The organism is Pradoshia sp. Z4_20 (genome assembly GCF_058216035.1).
On sequence record NZ_JBZAJD010000009.1, the window covers coordinates 1 to 18,152 of the forward strand.

12 protein-coding genes and 1 tRNA gene are annotated in these 18,152 nt (G+C 37.7%); 11 read left to right on the forward strand and 2 right to left on the reverse strand.

What is annotated here, in order from left to right:
* The 6 genes from AC4BHP_RS16190 to AC4BHP_RS16215 all read left to right on the forward strand — a co-directional run bounded on the left by AC4BHP_RS16190 (position 1) and on the right by AC4BHP_RS16215 (position 9,223).
* Positions 1 to 72: transfer RNA gene (locus tag AC4BHP_RS16190), tRNA-Glu, on the forward strand.
* A 1,183-nt stretch (positions 73 to 1,255) separates the two neighbouring features.
* Entirely contained in the window at positions 1,256 to 3,235 is a 1,980-nt protein-coding gene (glgB, locus tag AC4BHP_RS16195) for a 1,4-alpha-glucan branching protein GlgB (RefSeq protein WP_066109235.1), read from the forward strand.
* Positions 3,177 to 4,331 (forward strand): glucose-1-phosphate adenylyltransferase, encoded by a 1,155-nt coding sequence (locus AC4BHP_RS16200; protein WP_066109232.1) that lies wholly within the window; start codon positions 3,177 to 3,179, stop codon positions 4,329 to 4,331. Before glgB ends, AC4BHP_RS16200 begins: the two co-directional genes overlap by 59 nt.
* A gap of 22 nt (positions 4,332 to 4,353) precedes the next feature.
* Positions 4,354 to 5,382 carry a GlgC family sugar phosphate nucleotidyltransferase gene (locus AC4BHP_RS16205; RefSeq protein ID WP_066109229.1) on the forward strand — a complete coding sequence of 343 codons (1,029 nt, stop codon included), beginning with the start codon at positions 4,354 to 4,356 and terminating at the stop codon, positions 5,380 to 5,382.
* Positions 5,379 to 6,806, forward strand: a complete 1,428-nt coding sequence (gene glgA / locus AC4BHP_RS16210; protein WP_066109225.1) for a glycogen synthase GlgA — start codon at positions 5,379 to 5,381, stop codon at positions 6,804 to 6,806. Before AC4BHP_RS16205 ends, glgA begins: the two co-directional genes overlap by 4 nt.
* Positions 6,807 to 6,811: 5 nt before the next feature.
* Positions 6,812 to 9,223: a glycogen/starch/alpha-glucan phosphorylase gene (locus AC4BHP_RS16215; RefSeq protein WP_490553389.1), complete on the forward strand. Its 2,412-nt coding sequence runs from the start codon at positions 6,812 to 6,814 to the stop codon at positions 9,221 to 9,223.
* A 227-nt stretch (positions 9,224 to 9,450) separates the two neighbouring features.
* Here the strand turns inward: AC4BHP_RS16215 and AC4BHP_RS16220 are convergent, their stop codons facing one another.
* Both AC4BHP_RS16220 and AC4BHP_RS16225 read right to left on the reverse strand, forming a co-directional pair.
* Entirely contained in the window at positions 9,451 to 10,200 is a 750-nt protein-coding gene (locus AC4BHP_RS16220) for a TraR/DksA C4-type zinc finger protein (protein ID WP_490553391.1), read from the reverse strand.
* Between the two features lie 136 nt (positions 10,201 to 10,336).
* Entirely contained in the window at positions 10,337 to 11,272 is a 936-nt protein-coding gene (locus AC4BHP_RS16225; RefSeq protein ID WP_066109220.1) for a 1,4-dihydroxy-2-naphthoate polyprenyltransferase, read from the reverse strand.
* Positions 11,273 to 11,746: 474 nt separating this feature from the next.
* Between AC4BHP_RS16225 and AC4BHP_RS16230 the strand changes: the two genes are divergently transcribed.
* The 5 genes from AC4BHP_RS16230 to AC4BHP_RS16250 all read left to right on the forward strand — a co-directional run bounded on the left by AC4BHP_RS16230 (position 11,747) and on the right by AC4BHP_RS16250 (position 18,148).
* Complete coding sequence (locus AC4BHP_RS16230) at positions 11,747 to 13,156, forward strand: isochorismate synthase (protein ID WP_066109218.1); 1,410 nt, start codon at positions 11,747 to 11,749, stop codon at positions 13,154 to 13,156.
* Entirely contained in the window at positions 13,153 to 14,910 is a 1,758-nt protein-coding gene (menD, locus tag AC4BHP_RS16235; RefSeq protein WP_066109215.1) for a 2-succinyl-5-enolpyruvyl-6-hydroxy-3-cyclohexene-1-carboxylic-acid synthase, read from the forward strand. Before AC4BHP_RS16230 ends, menD begins: the two co-directional genes overlap by 4 nt.
* Positions 14,900 to 15,724: a 2-succinyl-6-hydroxy-2,4-cyclohexadiene-1-carboxylate synthase gene (gene menH / locus AC4BHP_RS16240; RefSeq protein WP_257469185.1), complete on the forward strand. Its 825-nt coding sequence runs from the start codon at positions 14,900 to 14,902 to the stop codon at positions 15,722 to 15,724. The genes menD and menH overlap by 11 nt, the downstream gene beginning before the upstream one ends.
* Before the next feature lie 2 nt (positions 15,725 to 15,726).
* Positions 15,727 to 16,545: a 1,4-dihydroxy-2-naphthoyl-CoA synthase gene (menB, locus tag AC4BHP_RS16245; RefSeq protein ID WP_066109208.1), complete on the forward strand. Its 819-nt coding sequence runs from the start codon at positions 15,727 to 15,729 to the stop codon at positions 16,543 to 16,545.
* Positions 16,546 to 16,705: 160 nt separating this feature from the next.
* Entirely contained in the window at positions 16,706 to 18,148 is a 1,443-nt protein-coding gene (locus tag AC4BHP_RS16250; protein WP_490553450.1) for an o-succinylbenzoate--CoA ligase, read from the forward strand.
* The last annotated feature ends 4 nt before the right edge of the window (positions 18,149 to 18,152 follow it).

Sequence of the window (18,152 nt, forward strand, 5' to 3'; positions counted from 1 at the left end):
GGCCCCTTGGTCAAGCGGTTAAGACACCGCCCTTTCACGGCGGTAACACGGGTTCGAATCCCGTAGGGGTCATAAAAACCATGTACATGATGTACATGGTTTTTTTATATATTATTTTAATAAATGAAATCTTAATTATTAAAACATAACTGCCAAAAGAGCTCAGTCCGTCAATACATTGTCTCCTAAACGCCTTATAAGAAGGCAAAGGTAAAATTCTAATAACGGTTAAAGTCTAAAATAGAACGAGAATAAAGCCGAACTGATCATCAAGTACTTTTAAGAGGAATACCAAGTAAAATTTTATGATTTCTTTAGTAAGGATTATATCAACCAAATTGAAAATCTACTTCTACGCTATTAACTTTAGTAGTAGTACCGACTGTAATTTGAATAGATGTGTGAGTCAATTCTTGAATTGTTTCCCTATTTGGTAATTGGGAAAATATTACTATAAGCCCTTCTCATTTTGCCCTATACTAATTTTACTGTTCGAACCTCCACTCCACCTAAATTAAGTATTAAATTCTGCTATTAAATATGCCTCACGATAAACCTTCATATGATCCATATATCAACATAAATAAGCAATTGAAGCTCGCATAGACATCTTCTTATAGTTTTCTGAGAGGGTATCATTTATTTAAGTCTTGCTTTAATCAGTAGATCCGTGAGACAATGGAAAGTAATTGTAAAGGTTTGTATTTAAAAAATTTCACGGATAATGTTCTCCTATAGAGAATATACTAATTCTTAAATCCTCAATCGATTATAAAGAAGCCCTCAGAAGAATTAACTCAACACAATCATCCTTTCCTCGATTGTATTTCCTAAAGTTCTATGTTGAAAGATATATTATATGCCAAAGTATCTAAGTTCCCTTTTTGGTCTTGAATTATGAGAATATTTTGTTTACTATAGATAAATACTATAATAAACAAATAATTTAATATTTTCTTACACAACTTTATTAAGTAAACATTTTAATTAATTAACTCGTTCTTGAATGGTTAGACCACTTCATTGATACTTTTCTCAATATAATGAAGTATTTAACATAAAAATAATAGTATTTAAGTTTCTATACACTATATTTTGGATATATTATACTGATGCCTGTTAATTTATCTTACTAATTCCAAAAAGTAGTGAAAAAGAGCTTTTGAGAGCTAAATTAACAATTTTTGCATTTGATTTAGTTACAGAATAAGTAGTTTAATTAGTATATTGAGAAAATTCTAGAAAGGGTGATAATATGCCTAATGCTATCCCAACAGACTATCAGGTCCATTTGTTTCATGAAGGCTCTCTTTATGATGCATATAAACTGTTCGGTTCCCATTTGATAAAGGTAAATGATGATATACATACAAGGTTTACAGTATATGCACCAAACGCCCGTCAGATACGCTTGGTGGGTTCTTTTAATAATTGGAATGGTAACGGTTATGAATTAAAAAGAGTTTCTGAACAGGGTATTTGGACGCTTCTGGTAGATAAAAACCTGGACGGACATATATACAAATATGAAATTGAAGCAGCATCTGGAGCCATAGCTCTAAAGAGTGATCCGTATGCCTTCTATTCAGAAATAAGGCCTCATACGGCATCTGTCGTATATCCTATAGATGATTCATATAAATGGAATGATGCGTCTTGGCTTAAGAAAAAAACAAAGAAACAACAAGATGAGAACCCCATGTTTATTTATGAAATTCATGCAGGAACATGGAGAAAACATATCCAGGAAGGCCAAGTGTCTATACCGAGCGATGAATGCAAGATTGAGGAATTTTATACATACCGTGACCTGGCTGATGAACTCATCCCCTATGTAGTTGAACAGGGCTTTACACATATTGAGCTAATGCCACTAACTGAACATCCGTTCGACGGATCATGGGGCTATCAGAGTACAGGTTATTATTCACCAACAAGCCGATATGGCAGGCCTGAAGACTTGAAATATTTTATCGATCAATGTCATCAGCATAACATAGGTGTATTGCTTGATTGGGTACCTGGTCACTATTGTAAAGATGCTCATGGTTTATTTATGTTTGATGGATCACCTGTTTATGAATACTCTGATCTCAAACACAGAGAGAATCCAGTATGGGGAACAGCAAATTTTGACTTGGGCAAACCAGAAGTTCATAGTTTTTTAATATCCAACGCAAGATATTGGATGAAGTATTTTCACATAGATGGATTTAGAGTGGATGCTGTCGCAAATATCATTTATTGGCCCAATACATATAGTGGTGACGTTAATCCACATGCTATAGATTTTTTACAGAAACTTAACCAAGTTGTAAAAGAATCCGATCCTACAGTTCTTATGATGGCTGAAGACTCAACTGATTGGCCTAACGTAACTAAGCCAGCTAGTGAGGGAGGTTTAGGATTTACATATAAGTGGAATATGGGTTGGATGAACGATATTTTAGAGTACATGGAATCAGATCCGTGTTCTCGAAAGGATCTTCATAATAAAGTAACATTCTCCTTAATGTATGCTTATACGGAACGGTTTATTTTACCTTTGTCACATGATGAAGTGGTCCACGGTAAAAAATCTCTTCTTGATAAAATGCCAGGAAGCTACGAAGAAAAATTTTCTCAGTTGAAATTACTCATGGGATTTATGACAACCCACCCGGGGAAAAAATTATTATTTATGGGTGGAGAGCTGGGGATGTTCTCAGAATGGAAGGATAAAGAACAGGTTGATTGGCATCTACTAAATTATGATTCTCATCAAACATTAAATCATTTCTTTGCAGACTTACTAAAGTTTTACAAACGGTCAAAGCCGTTATATGAGTTAGATGATTATCCTGAAGGATTTGAGTGGATTGATGTTCATAACACCGATCAGTCCATATTCTCATTTATTCGTCGTGATCGAGAAGGAAATCCATTGATAGTACTGTGTAATTTCAAAAATATATCTTATGAAGAATATAAAGTTGGAGTACCTGATAAACAGGAGTACAAAGAGGTCATAAATAGTGATGCTGTCCAATATGGTGGAAGCGATCATGTTAATAAAAAGAAAATCATCGCAGAAGAAGGTTCTTTTCATGGGAGACCATATCACGTAAAGATTAAGGTACCTCCATTTGGAATTACTGTACTGCGTCCCATTAAAAAACGGAAGGAGTTAAATAAAAATGGCAAAGAAAAAAATAGTCGCAATGCTACTGGCAGGAGGACAAGGAACAAGGCTTGAGGCTTTGACAGCTGATGTTGCAAAACCGGCAGTCCCATTTGGCGGTAAATATAGAATTATAGATTTTACATTAAGTAACTGTACGAACTCTGGAATAGATACGGTAGGGGTATTAACGCAATACCAGCCGTTATTGCTTAATTCCTATCTTTCTAACGGAAGTGCCTGGGATCTCGATTTAAAAGATGGCGGAGTAACTGTATTACCTCCGTATTCTGCTTCAAAGGAAATGAGATGGTATACGGGTACAGCAAGTGCGGTTTACCAAAACTTAAACTATATCGATCAATATGATCCGGATTATGTGATTGTTCTCTCAGGAGATCACATTTACAAAATGGATTATGATAAAATGTTGAGCTTCCATGAGGAAAGAGGAGCAGATGCGACTATCTCTGTTATTCCTGTTCCTTGGGATGAAGCAAGCAGATTTGGAATCATGAACACCAGAGAAGATTATTCTGTAATGGAATTTGAAGAGAAACCGAAAAATCCGAAAAATAATTTAGCCTCTATGGGTATCTATATATTTAATCGTAAAGTTCTAAAAGACTATTTGATAAAAGATGCTAAAAATGAAGATTCAACAAGGGATTTTGGTAAGGATATCATACCTTTATTATTAAATGATGATAAAAAGGTATATGCTTATCCATTTGAAGGATATTGGAAAGATGTTGGTACACTGAAAAGTTATTGGGAAGCTAATATGGATTTACTGGATGAAGAGTGTGAATTAAATCTTTATGACTATTCATGGCGCATTTATTCAGTTAATCCGAACAGACCACCACAATATCTATCTAACAAAGCAGAGGTTAAAGAATCACTGATTAACGAAGGATGTATAGTTGAAGGTAAGGTGGAAAAATCAGTCGTTTTCTATGGAGCACAGATTGGCAAAGACGCACATGTTAAAGATTCTGTAATCATGTCAGATGCCGTTATCGGAAAGAATGTCTATATTGAAAAGGCTATTATTCCTCCAGGTGCTGTTATACCGGATAACCAGGTGATCAGACCTATTGATGATGAAGATGTTATATTGGTTAATCCTGAACTGTTAACAGAAGAAAATGTTATAAAATTATCTTGATATAGTGAAAGGCGTTGAAAATATGAGTAAATCACTATTAGGTATTATAGATGCCACGAATAGTTTTGAATCACTGGATATTTTAACAAAAAGTCGGAATGTTGCAGCATTACCAATAGCTGGTCGTTTCCGTTTAATAGATTTTATTCTTTCAAGCATGGTTAATTCGGGAATATCTAATGTAGCTGTTTATCCACAAGCACATTTCAGATCGTTAATGGACCATTTGGGAACAGGTAAGAACTGGGATTTGAATAGAAAAAGAGATGGACTATTCTTCCTCCCGGTGCCTCATACAGAAGATGTATCTGGTGAGGTTCATGCGTTTGATCACTTTGCTTATCATATGACCTATCTTGAAAGAAGTAAACAGGAGTATGTGATTGTTGCTAACAGTCAAACCGTTTGCAATATCGATTTTAATGCTGTTCTTAAATATCATATACAAAACAAATGTGATATTACGGAAATCAAAAAAGATAAAGAATCACTTGAAATGTTCATCCTTAAAAAAGAACTGCTTGTTAAATTAATTGACGAGCGGAAACAAACTGGGTACAAATGTTTAAAGGATGTTGTGGAAGATCATTATTCCGACTTCGCTATCTGTGTTTATCAGTATGAAGGTTATCTGGCGAATATCAATTCTATTAATGCCTATTTTCAATCAAGTATAGATCTTCTTAAAGAAGAAAATTGGAGTCAGTTATTCATGAAGGAATGTCCTATCTATACAAAAGTTAAGGATGAGCCTCCATCCAAGTATAGTGAGAAGTCTCATGTAAGCCAATCAATGGTTGCCAACGGCTCTATCATAAAAGGTGAAGTAGAGCACAGTATCATCTTTAGGGCCGTTAATATTGATGAAGGTACTTCCATTAAAAATTCCATTATCATGCAAAAAACAAAAATCGGTAAGAATTGCAAACTCGATTATGTAATCCTCGATAAGGATGTAGAAATTGCTGATGGAACAGTTCTGATTGGGTCTCCATTCCAACCAATTGTTATTCAAAAAGGTGTAAAACAAGGAGCGTTGATGAACTCGTGAATGTATTATTTGTAGTATCTGAATGTGTACCCTTTGCTAAATCTGGAGGGCTGGCTGACGTAGCCGGCTCTCTTCCTAAAGAATTAAAAAAGTTAGGTCATGAGGTAAGAGTGTTGCTTCCTAAGTATGGGACGATACCTACTCATTTTTTTAATTCAGCGAAAAAAATTGCTGAATTTGAAGTTCAGTTAAGCTGGAGAAGACAGTATTGCGGTATTTTTGAAGCTGAATATGATGGTGTCATTTATTACTTTATGGATAATGAATATTATTTCCATAGACCAAAACTTTATGAGCAATTTGACGATGGTGAACGTTTTGCTTATTTCTGTAAAGCGGCTGTTGAAGCACTTTATCATATTCCATTTTTACCGGATGTTATTCATACACATGATTGGCATACGGGAATGATTCCATTCTTATTGAAAACTCAGCACCAGAATACGAAATTAGCAAACATCAAAAATATATTTACAATTCATAATTTGCAATTCCAAGGCATTTATGGAAAAAGTTTTCTTGATGATGTACTGGGGATTCATGATGACTACTTTAACCAGTTGGAATTTGACGGGAACGTCAACTTTATGAAATCAGCACTGGTTTATGCAGATGCAATAACTACTGTCAGCCCTACTTATAAAGAGGAGATTAAAACTGACTATTACGGTGAGCGTCTGAATGGATTGCTTCAGGCAAGAGACTCAGATTTATATGGGATTTTAAATGGAATTGACAATGACTTATATAATCCAAAAAAAGATGCTGCGATTGCCAGCGAGTTTTCAGTCAATTCTCTGAAAGGCAAAAAAGCGAATAAACGTTATCTCCAGGAGTATTTCAATTTACCGGTAGATGATAGCAAGCCGCTGATTGCCGTTGTATCGCGTTTAACCTCTCAGAAAGGCTTTGATCTGGTTAGAGCTGTATTCCATGAGATTCTGCAGGAAGATATCCAAATGATCATGCTGGGTACAGGCGATCCGCAATTCGAGCATTTCTTTGGTTATACGTCCCAATGGTATCAGGATAAATTAAGGGTTCATATTGGTTTTAATGAAGATTTAGCCCATCAAATATATGCTGGAGCTGATTTGTTCCTTATGCCTTCTAAATTTGAACCTTGCGGATTAAGCCAATTAATAGCAATGAGATATGGTACATTGCCGATTGTTAGGGAAACAGGTGGTCTGCGAGATACTGTACAGCCATATAATGAATTTACTGGCGAGGGCAATGGTTTTTCATTTACTAACTTTAATGCTCATGACATGCTTTATACAATACGTCGGGCATTATCTTTTTATCATAATCCATCTGAGTGGAAAAAGATTGTTAAGAACTCGATGAAGAAGGATTATAGCTGGGCACGTTCAGCAGCAGAGTATGAGGTTTTGTATAAAGACTTGACTGAGAGGATCTGATTTAGATGTTTGATAATAAAGAACTGTTTAAGGAAGCCTTTATATCTAAGCTTGAAATGTCTTATGGAAAAACATTTTCAGAATCGACTCCGCAGGAGCAATATCATACTTTAGGAATTATGATTCGTGAATATATAAGTAAGAATTGGATTAAAACCAATCAATTATATAGAGAAACGAAGACAAAGCAGGTCTACTATTTATCAATTGAATTTTTACTCGGTAGAATTATGGGGAGTAATGTCTTAAATCTTGGCATACAAAAAGTAGTGGAAGACGGGCTTGAGGATTTAGGGATTAGCTTTTCGGAGCTGGAAACACTTGAGCCGGATTCTGCGCTCGGTAATGGTGGGTTAGGCCGATTAGCTGCTTGTTTCATGGATTCCATTGCTTCTTTGGAATTGCCTGGTCATGGATGTGGTATTCGCTATAAATATGGTTTATTTGAGCAAAAAATCATTGATGGCGTACAAGTTGAATATCCAGAACAATGGCTTCAAAATGGACATGTATGGGAGGTTCGAAAAGCCGATCAGGCAGTAATGGTACCTTTTTGGGGAGAAGTACAATCCTATACAGATTCTGATGGCCGTTTAGGTTTCCGTCATATTGATACAGAGCCAATAATGGCTGTACCTTATGACATACCGGTTGTTGGCTATCAGAATGAAACGGTGAATACACTCAGATTGTGGAATGCTGAGCCTGCCCCGGCTCCTTATCATCGCGATATTATGCGTTACAAGCGTGATACAGAATTGGTATCAGAATTTCTTTATCCAGATGATACAGAAGACAGCGGGAAAATTCTGCGTTTAAAACAACAGTATTTCCTTGTCTCAGCCAGTTTGCATACCATATTAAAGACATACCGCAAAAAGAATATTCCTATGAGCAAATTGCATGAATACGTATCAATACATATAAATGATACTCACCCTGTTCTGGCCATCCCGGAATTAATGAGGATCTTATTGGATGAAGAAAAAATGTCATGGGATGAAGCATGGGAAGTAACCACCAAAACGATATCTTATACGAATCATACGACACTTTCTGAGGCATTGGAAAAATGGCCAATTCGTTTATTCCAACCATTATTGCCAAGAATCTTTATGATTGTAAATGAGATTAACGAGCGGTTCTGTCAGCAATTATGGGAGCTGTATCCGGGTGAGTGGCAAAGAATAGAGGATATGGCGATCATTGCTCATGATCAGGTTAAAATGGCCCATCTGGCTATTGCAGGCAGCCATAGTATAAACGGAGTAGCCCATCTGCATACTGAGATTCTCAAGAAGAGAGAAATGAACAATTTCTATCAGGTTTTTCCTGAAAAGTTTAATAATAAAACCAATGGAATTACTCATCGCAGATGGTTATTGAAATCCAATCCAGGACTTTCCCGATTAATTTCGCAAGCAATCGGCGATAAATGGCAGATTGATCCGGTATATATGAAGGAATTGGAGCGGTTTAGTACGGATTCTTCCTTTTTAGAAGAGCTAATGAAAGTGAAAGCAGACAATAAGAAAAAGCTGGCTAAGCGGATTAAAGAACAAAATGGTATAACCGTTAATCCAGATAGTATTTTTGATGTCCAGGTCAAACGTTTGCACGCGTATAAACGCCAATTGCTAAATGTTCTTCACATTATGTATTTATACAATCGAATGAAGGAAGAGCCAAATTTCAAGCCATATCCGCGTACCTTTATATTTGGAGCTAAAGCATCCCCAGGATACTACTATGCCAAAAAAATTATTAAATTGATTAACACCGTGGCGGATAAAGTAAATAATGATCCGGACACAAAAGATTATATAAAGGTCGTATTTCTCGAAAATTATCGGGTATCATTGGCTGAAGAAATATTCCCTGCAGCTGAATTAAGTGAACAAATTTCGACTGCAAGTAAAGAAGCATCAGGAACAGGTAATATGAAATTTATGATGAATGGTGCTTTGACCATCGGTACAATGGATGGGGCTAATGTAGAAATCTTTGAGAGAGTCGGAGAAGACCATATCTTTACATTCGGATTATCGTCAGAGGAAGTTATGAATTACAACGCACATGGAGGTTATCACTCCTCAGAATATTATATGCTTGATCGAAGAATTCATCAGGCTGTAAACCAATTAATTAATGGATTCTTCCCGAATACATCTGGAATGTTTGATATGATATATGATTCTCTGCTATTAGAAAATGATCAATATTTTGTATTAAGGGATTTTGGTTCCTATGCAAGTACACAGGAAAAAGTAGAGGCATCTTATCAAGACAAAAAGAAATGGAATTCATCAAGTGTAATAAATATTGCTAATTCAGGATTTTTCTCAAGTGACCGAACAATTCAGGAATATGCAACAGACATCTGGAATGTAAACCCTGTAAATCAAAGAAACAAATAAATTATGAAAAATAGATAAAGGCGATCTATATTCCATTGATTAAAGGAATATAGGTCGCCTTTTTACCTTGTGTAATGTTTTGAATAAGTAGAAGCTACTTTTTGTCATATGTAACTGTTATGAGCTATTAATTAGATAATCATCAAATGAAAAACAGCTCACTGGAATCTCTTAAAAGGTTATAGTTATATATAGCAGCAAAGAAAAAAGGACAGCAAAAGGCTGCCTTATTTTTTCTTACTGTCTACATAACTATCTCTTTTTCGGTAAGGAATATCTCCTAAATTTGACTCTAGGTTTTCATCCTCCAGGCGTTCTTCATAATCGGTTTTTGCATCGCTTTGATATACTTTACGTTCTCCGTCTGGACCATTACCAACGAATGACTCAACTTCATCTGCAAAACCTTCATCCTCTGTTTGATCTGGATAAAGATCTTCATATCCTTTTGCATCTCTAACCATATCGGATGGAGTTTCCGAGGTTCCGTATTGGGCGGCTTCTTGATAACTGTCTGTGTAGTCTTCTATTCGATGATCATATGTTCTTTGAAGGGAATCTGGCTTTGGTGGCTGAATGACATCTTCCTCAATTGGACGGTGATTGCTTAATTCCTGTTTTTTTGAATGCTCGATACAATAGAGAGTGGATGGAATGGCCTCAAGTCTTTCGTATGGAATATCCTTTCCGCACTCTTTACATACACCGTATGTGCCTTCTTCTATTGCAGACAACGCTGTTTCAATTTCATTCAATTGCTCTTCTTCATGTATTTCCAGAGCCACATCTTTTTCACGCTCAAATAGTTCTGTACCGAGATCGCCAGGATGATTATCATAGGATGATAGTTCTCCGGATGCTTCACGCTCACTTAGGTCGAGTCGGCTGTTTCTTTTTGTATTTAATTTGCTTTGAAATTCTTCTTTTTGTTCTTTTAATCTATCTGTTATAGCTTGAAGTTGATTTTTACTTAGCATGCTACCACTTCCTTAACTGTAATAAGTAACTTGTATTGTTACATTTACCCCATCACACAGTAGAAAAACATTTAAGAGAAATAGCAAGATTAGAGCAGAAAAAAATAAGCCTCTACTAAGAGGCTTATTAAAAGATTTAGAAGAAGAATCCAATATACATACCAAATGCAAATAAAAGACCATAGAAAGTGTTCGTTTGGCCTGTTGCTTTCATGGCAGGCATCATTTCCGGTGGAGTATCATTGCCAACAAATCCTTTCACGGCTTGTACCGCTTTTGGAATGCTTAATAGCACAAGTAATGTCCAAGGAGAAGTAATACCTGAGAACACTAGTACGAATGCCCATACATAGGAGAGAGCAAACATGGCTGCCAGTACGATAATGGCATTTTTCTTGCCAATGAGGATTGCCAATGTTTTTCGGCCGCCCTTTTTATCCCCGACTCTGTCGCGAATATTATTTGATAACAAAATAGCACCCACAGTCAAAAAGAATGGGACAGTTACGAGCCATGCATCTAATGTCACATTTCCAGTTTGAATAAAATAAGAAATCAAGATAATTAGGCAGCCCATAAAGAAACCGGATGTAATCTCGCCAAATGGGGTATAGGCTATTGGGAGCGGTCCACCAGTATATAAGTATCCCATTGACATTGATAATAATCCGATGAGTACCAACCACCAGCTGCTATTTGCGCATATATAAACACCTATCAGTGCTGATATACCATACAGAACGAGTGCTAATGTAAGAATCGACTTTGGTGATAAACCCTCATGTACGATTCCGCCACCAATCCCAATGGATTCCTCATTATCGAGTCCCTTTTTGAAATCATAATATTCATTAAATAGGTTCGTGGCAATTTGGATAAGCAGTGCGGCAGCCATCATAGCCACAAATAACCCGATATTCAGCGAAGGTATATGTTCATGAGCCAGCGCTGTTCCAACCAACACAGGTGTAAAACCAGCTGTTAATGTGTGTGGCCTGGTTAATTTCCACCAAACCCGCCAACTTTTTCTGGGTAATCCTGTCTTCGCAGGAGTATGCGAGTGATCTTGCATTTTGTTAATCCCCTTTACGTTATAAGTTACTAGCGAATAGTGGTAAATCAATATGTTAAACTATTAGTATAAAATATAATATTTTAAGAGTTCTACAACTCATATCATTCCCACTATTATTACTATACTAAATCAGTGTAGGTAAATGTTATAGTAAGTGTCAATACATTTATCCTCTATAGTAGACCTGTTAGAAAGTCATAATGGTTCAGGCTTTAAGAAAAAGATATTATAATAGTAAGGATCCGTATTAATAGGGAAAATAAGTATGATGGTTTGTTTATTGGAATAAACTGCATTCTTGTGGATAGAAGATACCATACAGGGAGCAAGCGGAATGGAATCGCTATCAAATGATGATGAGAATATAAGCTTTAAAATGAAAATTAAGAAACTACAAAAATTGACAGCTTAATTTCTACAGGTGTATCTTTAAATAGGTTTATTGGAAATAGGAGCAACGGAGGGATTTGAATGGCAATAAAGCAAATGACAGATATTCAACAGGAATTGACTGAAGCCTTACATACAGTAAAAAGGATTGCTATGCCAATCTTATTCAGTCATGTTGAGGCCGTTACCAATAAGAAACCGATCGATATCTATCAATCAAGTGAGTGTTTATATAAAGGTGAGCGATTTTACTGGAAAGATCCGGATAATGAATTGTATTTAGCCGGGATTGGAACAGCACGTAAGCTACAATCTCTTACTAATGGAGAAAAACGTTTTAAAGATATTAAGGATAAATGGACTGCCCTAATGGAGTCAGCCATTGTGAATGGGGTTAACTCTGGAAAAGGCACAGGACCTTTATGCTTTGGCGGTTTTTCCTTTAACTCTAAAAATACAGAGCCGGGTTCCAATTGGAGCCAATTTGGCAGTTATTTATTTTATATACCTAAGTTTTTAATTACAGAAACAAATCATGGTTCATACTTAACTTCCTCTATATATTTGACTCCTCATATGTCAGATAAAGAGGTACGCCAATTTATCGAAGATAGAGATGCTTTTTTGTCTATGTCTGATTCTGGCCAAAAAGAAATGCCAGCTATCATAGAACGGCAAGAACATATTGTGGAAGAGTGGAAACAGGCTATACTAAAATCTGTCGAGGATATCCGAAACGGACAGATGGAGAAAATCGTCCTGGCCCGTGAATTAAGTTTGCAATTTGAAGATGAAGTTCCATCTTATAAAGTACTTGAGAATTTAATGATTCAGCAAAACGGAAGCTTTATTTTTGGGCTTGAATCAGGGGATGATTGTTTTATAGGTGCTTCTCCGGAAAGGCTGATTAAAAAAGAGGGGCCGGCTGTATTTTCTGCATGTTTGGCAGGGTCAACGCCAAGAAATGAAGATGAAGAAATTGATTCAGCCCTAGGAAATGAATTATTAAATGATGATAAAAATCGATCCGAGCATCAGTTTGTGGTCAATATGATTAAAGAGGCGATGGAAGAGCATTGCATCGAGATTAATATTCCTGATGCTCCCGTATTAATGAAGCTAAAAAATATACAGCATCTTTATACACCGGTAAATTGTGTGAGTCTGCCCGGCACTTCTGTTTTGGACTTTGTGGAATTGCTTCATCCAACACCTGCTTTGGGAGGTTCGCCAAGAAATATTGCTATGGAGAAAATAGAAAAATATGAAGGTATGGATAGAGGATTTTATGCTGCTCCAATAGGGTGGATGGATATATACGGAAATGGTGACTTTTCTGTAGGAATCCGCTCAGGTTTATTAAAGAAGGATAAAGCATCTCTATATGCGGGCTGTGGGATTGTAGAAAAATCAAATCCCGAAAGTGAATATATGGAGACAAAAGTGAAATTTAAACCCATGCTTTCTGCTTTGGAGGGAAGGAATATATGAATCACCAAGAAGAGCTAACTGCTTTTATAGCATCCTTTGTAGATGAACTAGCCCGAGCGGAAGTGAATGATGTTGTCATTAGTCCGGGATCCAGATCTACACCAATCGCCTATTGTATGGCTGAACATCCGGATATGAATGTTCATATTAATATCGATGAAAGATCGGCCGCCTTTTTTGCGCTTGGGATGGCTAAGGAAAAGAGAAAGCCTGTCGCTTTGTTATGTACATCAGGTACAGCGGCTGCAAACTACTTTCCTGCTATCGTAGAGGCCTATTATTCAAGAGTGCCATTAATTGTTCTTACTGCTGACCGTCCGCATGAATTACGAGATGTTGGAGCACCACAGGCCATCGACCAAATAAACCTTTATGGGAAGCATGTGAAATGGTTTGTAGAAATGTCTCTGCCTGATTCCGGAGAAATGATGCTCCAGTATGCACGCACTGTAGCAAGCAGAGCCATCAGTAATACAATTCTGGAGCCTGCCGGACCTGTTCATGTTAATTTCCCTTTACGAGAGCCACTCATTCCAATCTTAAGCGAAATGGAAAAGTGGATTCGTAGAACGGACCATTCAAATGCGTGTATCGATATTGCACATGGACACCGTAAGCTGGCTGATTCTCAGTTGAATACATATCTTCGTTTAATTAAGGAAAGCGAAAAAGGGATTATTATTTGCGGTCCTATTGACCAACCTGATTTTAAGGAAGCTGTTTTGAATTTCGCTGAAGCAACGGGATATCCGATTCTTGCTGATCCTTTATCGCAATTAAGGGCAGGTGGAAATCAGCACGTAATTGAAACCTATGATACTTTTCTGAAGGAAGAAGCAATACACGGGAAAATTACACCAGATTTAATTATTCGGTTTGGTGCAATGCCAGTTTCTAAACCAGTATTGCAATTTGTGAAAAAGTGTAAACAGACAAATCATATTGTAGTAGATGGGGGCAGCGGCTGGAGAGAGCCAGCGGGAGTAAGTACCCATATGGTTTATTGTGATGAGGCCGCTTTCTGTCACTCGGTTAGAGAAAATCTTACTGTACATGCAAATACAGAAAGAAGAGATTGGCTTTCTCTTTGGCAAGGAATGAATGAAGTGGCGAAAGAAGGGCTGCTGACTATACAGGATGAAACAGGGATGCAGGAAGGTAAATTATTTTCTCTATTGGAAAGTTTACTTCCGGAAAAAGCTAACTTAGTAGTTGGCAATAGCATGCCTATTCGAAACGTAGATTCATTTTTCTTTCAAACAACTAAGCAGATTAGGATATTGGCAAACAGGGGAGCTAACGGGATAGATGGCCTTATCTCAACTGCTGCAGGAATCAGCGCTTCCTCTGAAATACCAACTGTACTGGCACTTGGAGACCTCAGCTTATTTCATGATATGAATGGTTTCCTGGCAGCTAAAATGTATCAATTAAAGCTTCTGGTTTTGGTTGTGAATAATGATGGCGGTGGAATCTTTTCTTACCTGCCTCAGTCTGCTGAAGAAAAACATTTTGAAGAGCTTTTTGGTACGCCTCATGGCTTACACTTTAATCATACAGCTGCTTTGTATGGAGCAAACTATAAAAATCCGGAAACTTGGGAAGAAGTGACTGATTCCATTCAGGACTGGGTAGCCAATCCGGATTTCTGTATTGTTGAAGTTTGTACAAGTCGTTCCTATGATGTGAAAAGATACAGGGAAGTCGTTCAGCATGTTTCCCGGGAAATAAGAATGATGAATGATGGCGAATAAACTCATGTTATCCATTAATGGAGTAAAGTATCACGTGCAATTGCAAGGAGTAGGACAGCCTGTACTTCTTTTGCATGGATTTACGGGTTCCATGAATACGTGGAATACATTTATTCAGGATTACAAACATTGTTTTCAGTTTATCAGTCTGGATCTATTAGGGCATGGTCTGACAGAAGCGCCTATTGATCCTGATAGATATGAAATGCAAAAGGCTGCTAAAGATATTAAGGACATTTTAATCGCTTTAAATATCCAAAGTGCACATATTCTTGGTTATTCGATGGGAGGGAGACTGGCATTGGGGTTTGCTGTTTTATATCCTGAATTTGTTCGGACTCTCATTTTAGAAAGCTCATCACCAGGCCTGGAACATGAAGGCGAACGACTGTCGAGGGCACATAGTGATGCACAATTGGCAGAACGTATCAGAGAATATGGGATAGATAGTTTTGTAGATGATTGGGAGAAGATTCCGTTATTTGCTTCACAAGAAAGACTGTCGAATGGCAAGAAAGCAGAAATTAGGCAGGAGAGAGTATCCCATACCAGTATTGGCTTGCAAAATAGTTTAATGGGAATGGGTACAGGCTCACAGCCCTCATTTTGGAGTGAATTAAAGGAGTTGGATTTTCCCGTTTTATTGCTCGCGGGAGCATTGGATAAAAAGTTCGTTCAATTGGCCTTAAAAATGCAGAATTGCCTTAATAGATGCCAATTTGAAACAATAAATGACACTGGCCATGCAATACACGTGGAAGAACCCAAAATATTTGGTAGAATAGTAAGTGAGTTTATTAGAGGGAGGAATTAGAAATGGCTTTTGATTGGGTAACCATTCGTACATATGAAGATATTTTATATGAAAGATATAACGGTATTGCTAAAATTACCATCAACCGTCCAGAGGTACGCAATGCATTTCGTCCAAAAACAGTAATGGAATTGATTGATGCTTTTTCCCGTGCCAGGGATGATAAAGAAATAGGTGCTATTATTTTAACAGGCGCAGGTGACATGGCATTCTGTTCTGGCGGTGACCAAAAGGTTCGCGGTCATGGCGGATATGTGGGTGAAGACGAAATTCCTCGTCTGAATGTTCTTGATCTTCAACGCTTGATCCGTGTTATTCCAAAACCTGTTGTGGCAATGGTAGCAGGCTATGCTATTGGCGGAGGTCACGTACTGCATGTTGTATGTGATTTAACAATTGCTGCTGAAAATGCACGTTTTGGCCAAACCGGTCCTAAGGTTGGAAGCTTTGATGCAGGTTATGGTGCAGGATATTTAGCTCGAATCGTAGGCCATAAGAAAGCAAAAGAAATTTGGTTCTTGTGCCGTCAATATGATGCGCAGGAAGCACTTGATATGGGCTTGGTAAACAAAGTAGTTCCATTGGAGCAACTTGAAAAAGAAACGGTGCAATGGTGCGAGGAAATGCTTGAAAAGAGCCCAACTGCCCTTCGTTTCCTAAAAGCAGCTTTCAATGCGGATACAGATGGACTGGCTGGACTTCAGCAGTTGGCAGGCGATGCAACATTGCTTTATTATACAACAGATGAAGCCAAAGAAGGCCGCGATGCTTTTAAAGAAAAGCGCAATCCAGACTTTGACCAATTCCCACGATTCCCTTAATGGAGAACGAAAAACAGCTTGACGCCTACCGTCAGGCTGTTTTTATGTACATGTAAGTATCAGTTAGAGTGATAGAGGTTAATTTGTATTTGTACTTAAAAACGCTTTGATGGTCAGAGAGATCATGAAGGAGTTCAGAGGGAAGGTTGAAAAGATGTTGATGCATGATACGGTTGTTCCGCAGTTTTTGATTCAACGGGCGTATGTGACTCCGGAGCGTACGGCTCTTTCATTTGAGGGAGAGAAGTGGACGTTTAGAGAGTTATATGAAATGGCCCATTTATACGCTCAAAAATTGACGGAGTTGGGTGTTGCGGAAGGTCATGTAATTGGAATTAACATGAAGAATCGGCCGGAGATGGTCTTTACGATACATGCTCTTCTCCTGATTGGCGCCAAAATTGTCCTATTGAATACTCGTTTAACAGATCGGGAAAAAGAGTGGCAATTAGAAGATGCTCAGGCTGATTTTCTCATATCAGAAAACGAAATGTTACTGGATATTTCCGTGCTAAGGCTGGAACAATTAGAGAAGGCTAAGGCAAAGTCATTTGAAGAAAAGAAGAACTTATCGTTTAATCAAACGGCAACTATTATGTACACATCAGGTACGACTGGTAAGCCTAAGGCCGTTCAGCAAACGATGGGAAACCATTATTGGAGTGCGATTGGGTCTGCTCTAAATTTAGGGTTGCGCGATGATGATAAATGGCTTTGCTTTATGCCGCTATTCCATATAAGTGGTTTATCTATCCTTTTAAGATCAGTCATTTATGGGATAGAGACTGTTTTGCAAAAAGGATTCGACCCTGTACAAGCAAATGAAGCTATTTGGAAAGAGAAGATTACGATTTGCTCGGTTGTGACGAATACTTTGACAAGAATGCTTGAAGATTTAGGAGAAAGGACATACCCTGAGGAATTTCGCTGTATGCTGTTAGGGGGCGGCTCAGCACCTATGGCGTTGTTGAAAAAGGCTACGGATAAAAACACACCTGTCTTTCAAACATATGGTATGACAGAAACATGCTCTCAAATCGTCACGCTGGCTCCTGAAGATGCAACGCGAAAACTGGGCTCTGCCGGTAAGCCATTATTGCCATGTGAGATAAAAATTATTGTGGATGGAAGGATTGCTGCAGTTGGTGTACCGGGAGAGATTGCAGTAAAAGGCCCAAATGTAACTCCGGGGTATCTTCATGGAAGGGCACCGGAATCTTTCCAGGATGGCTGGTTTTATACAGGTGATATCGGTTATATCGACGAGGAAGGGTATTTGTTTGTCATTGATAGACGCTCTGATTTAATTATTTCTGGTGGAGAAAACATTTATCCGGCTGAAATAGAATCCGTTTTGATGGAGCATCCTTTCGTAAAAGAAGCGGGAGTCATTGGTCTTAGCGATGATGAATGGGGAGCCGTTCCAGCAGCCGTAATAGTCCCCCATCCAGCGAGCCATTTACAACAGACAGAGATCATCGAATTTTGTGAATCCAGGCTGGCGCGATATAAAATTCCTAAAAAAGTAGTGATGGGTAAGGAGTTACCCCGTAATGCTTCAAACAAAATAGTGAGAAGAGAGTTAATTAATTTTTTTAGTTAATTCT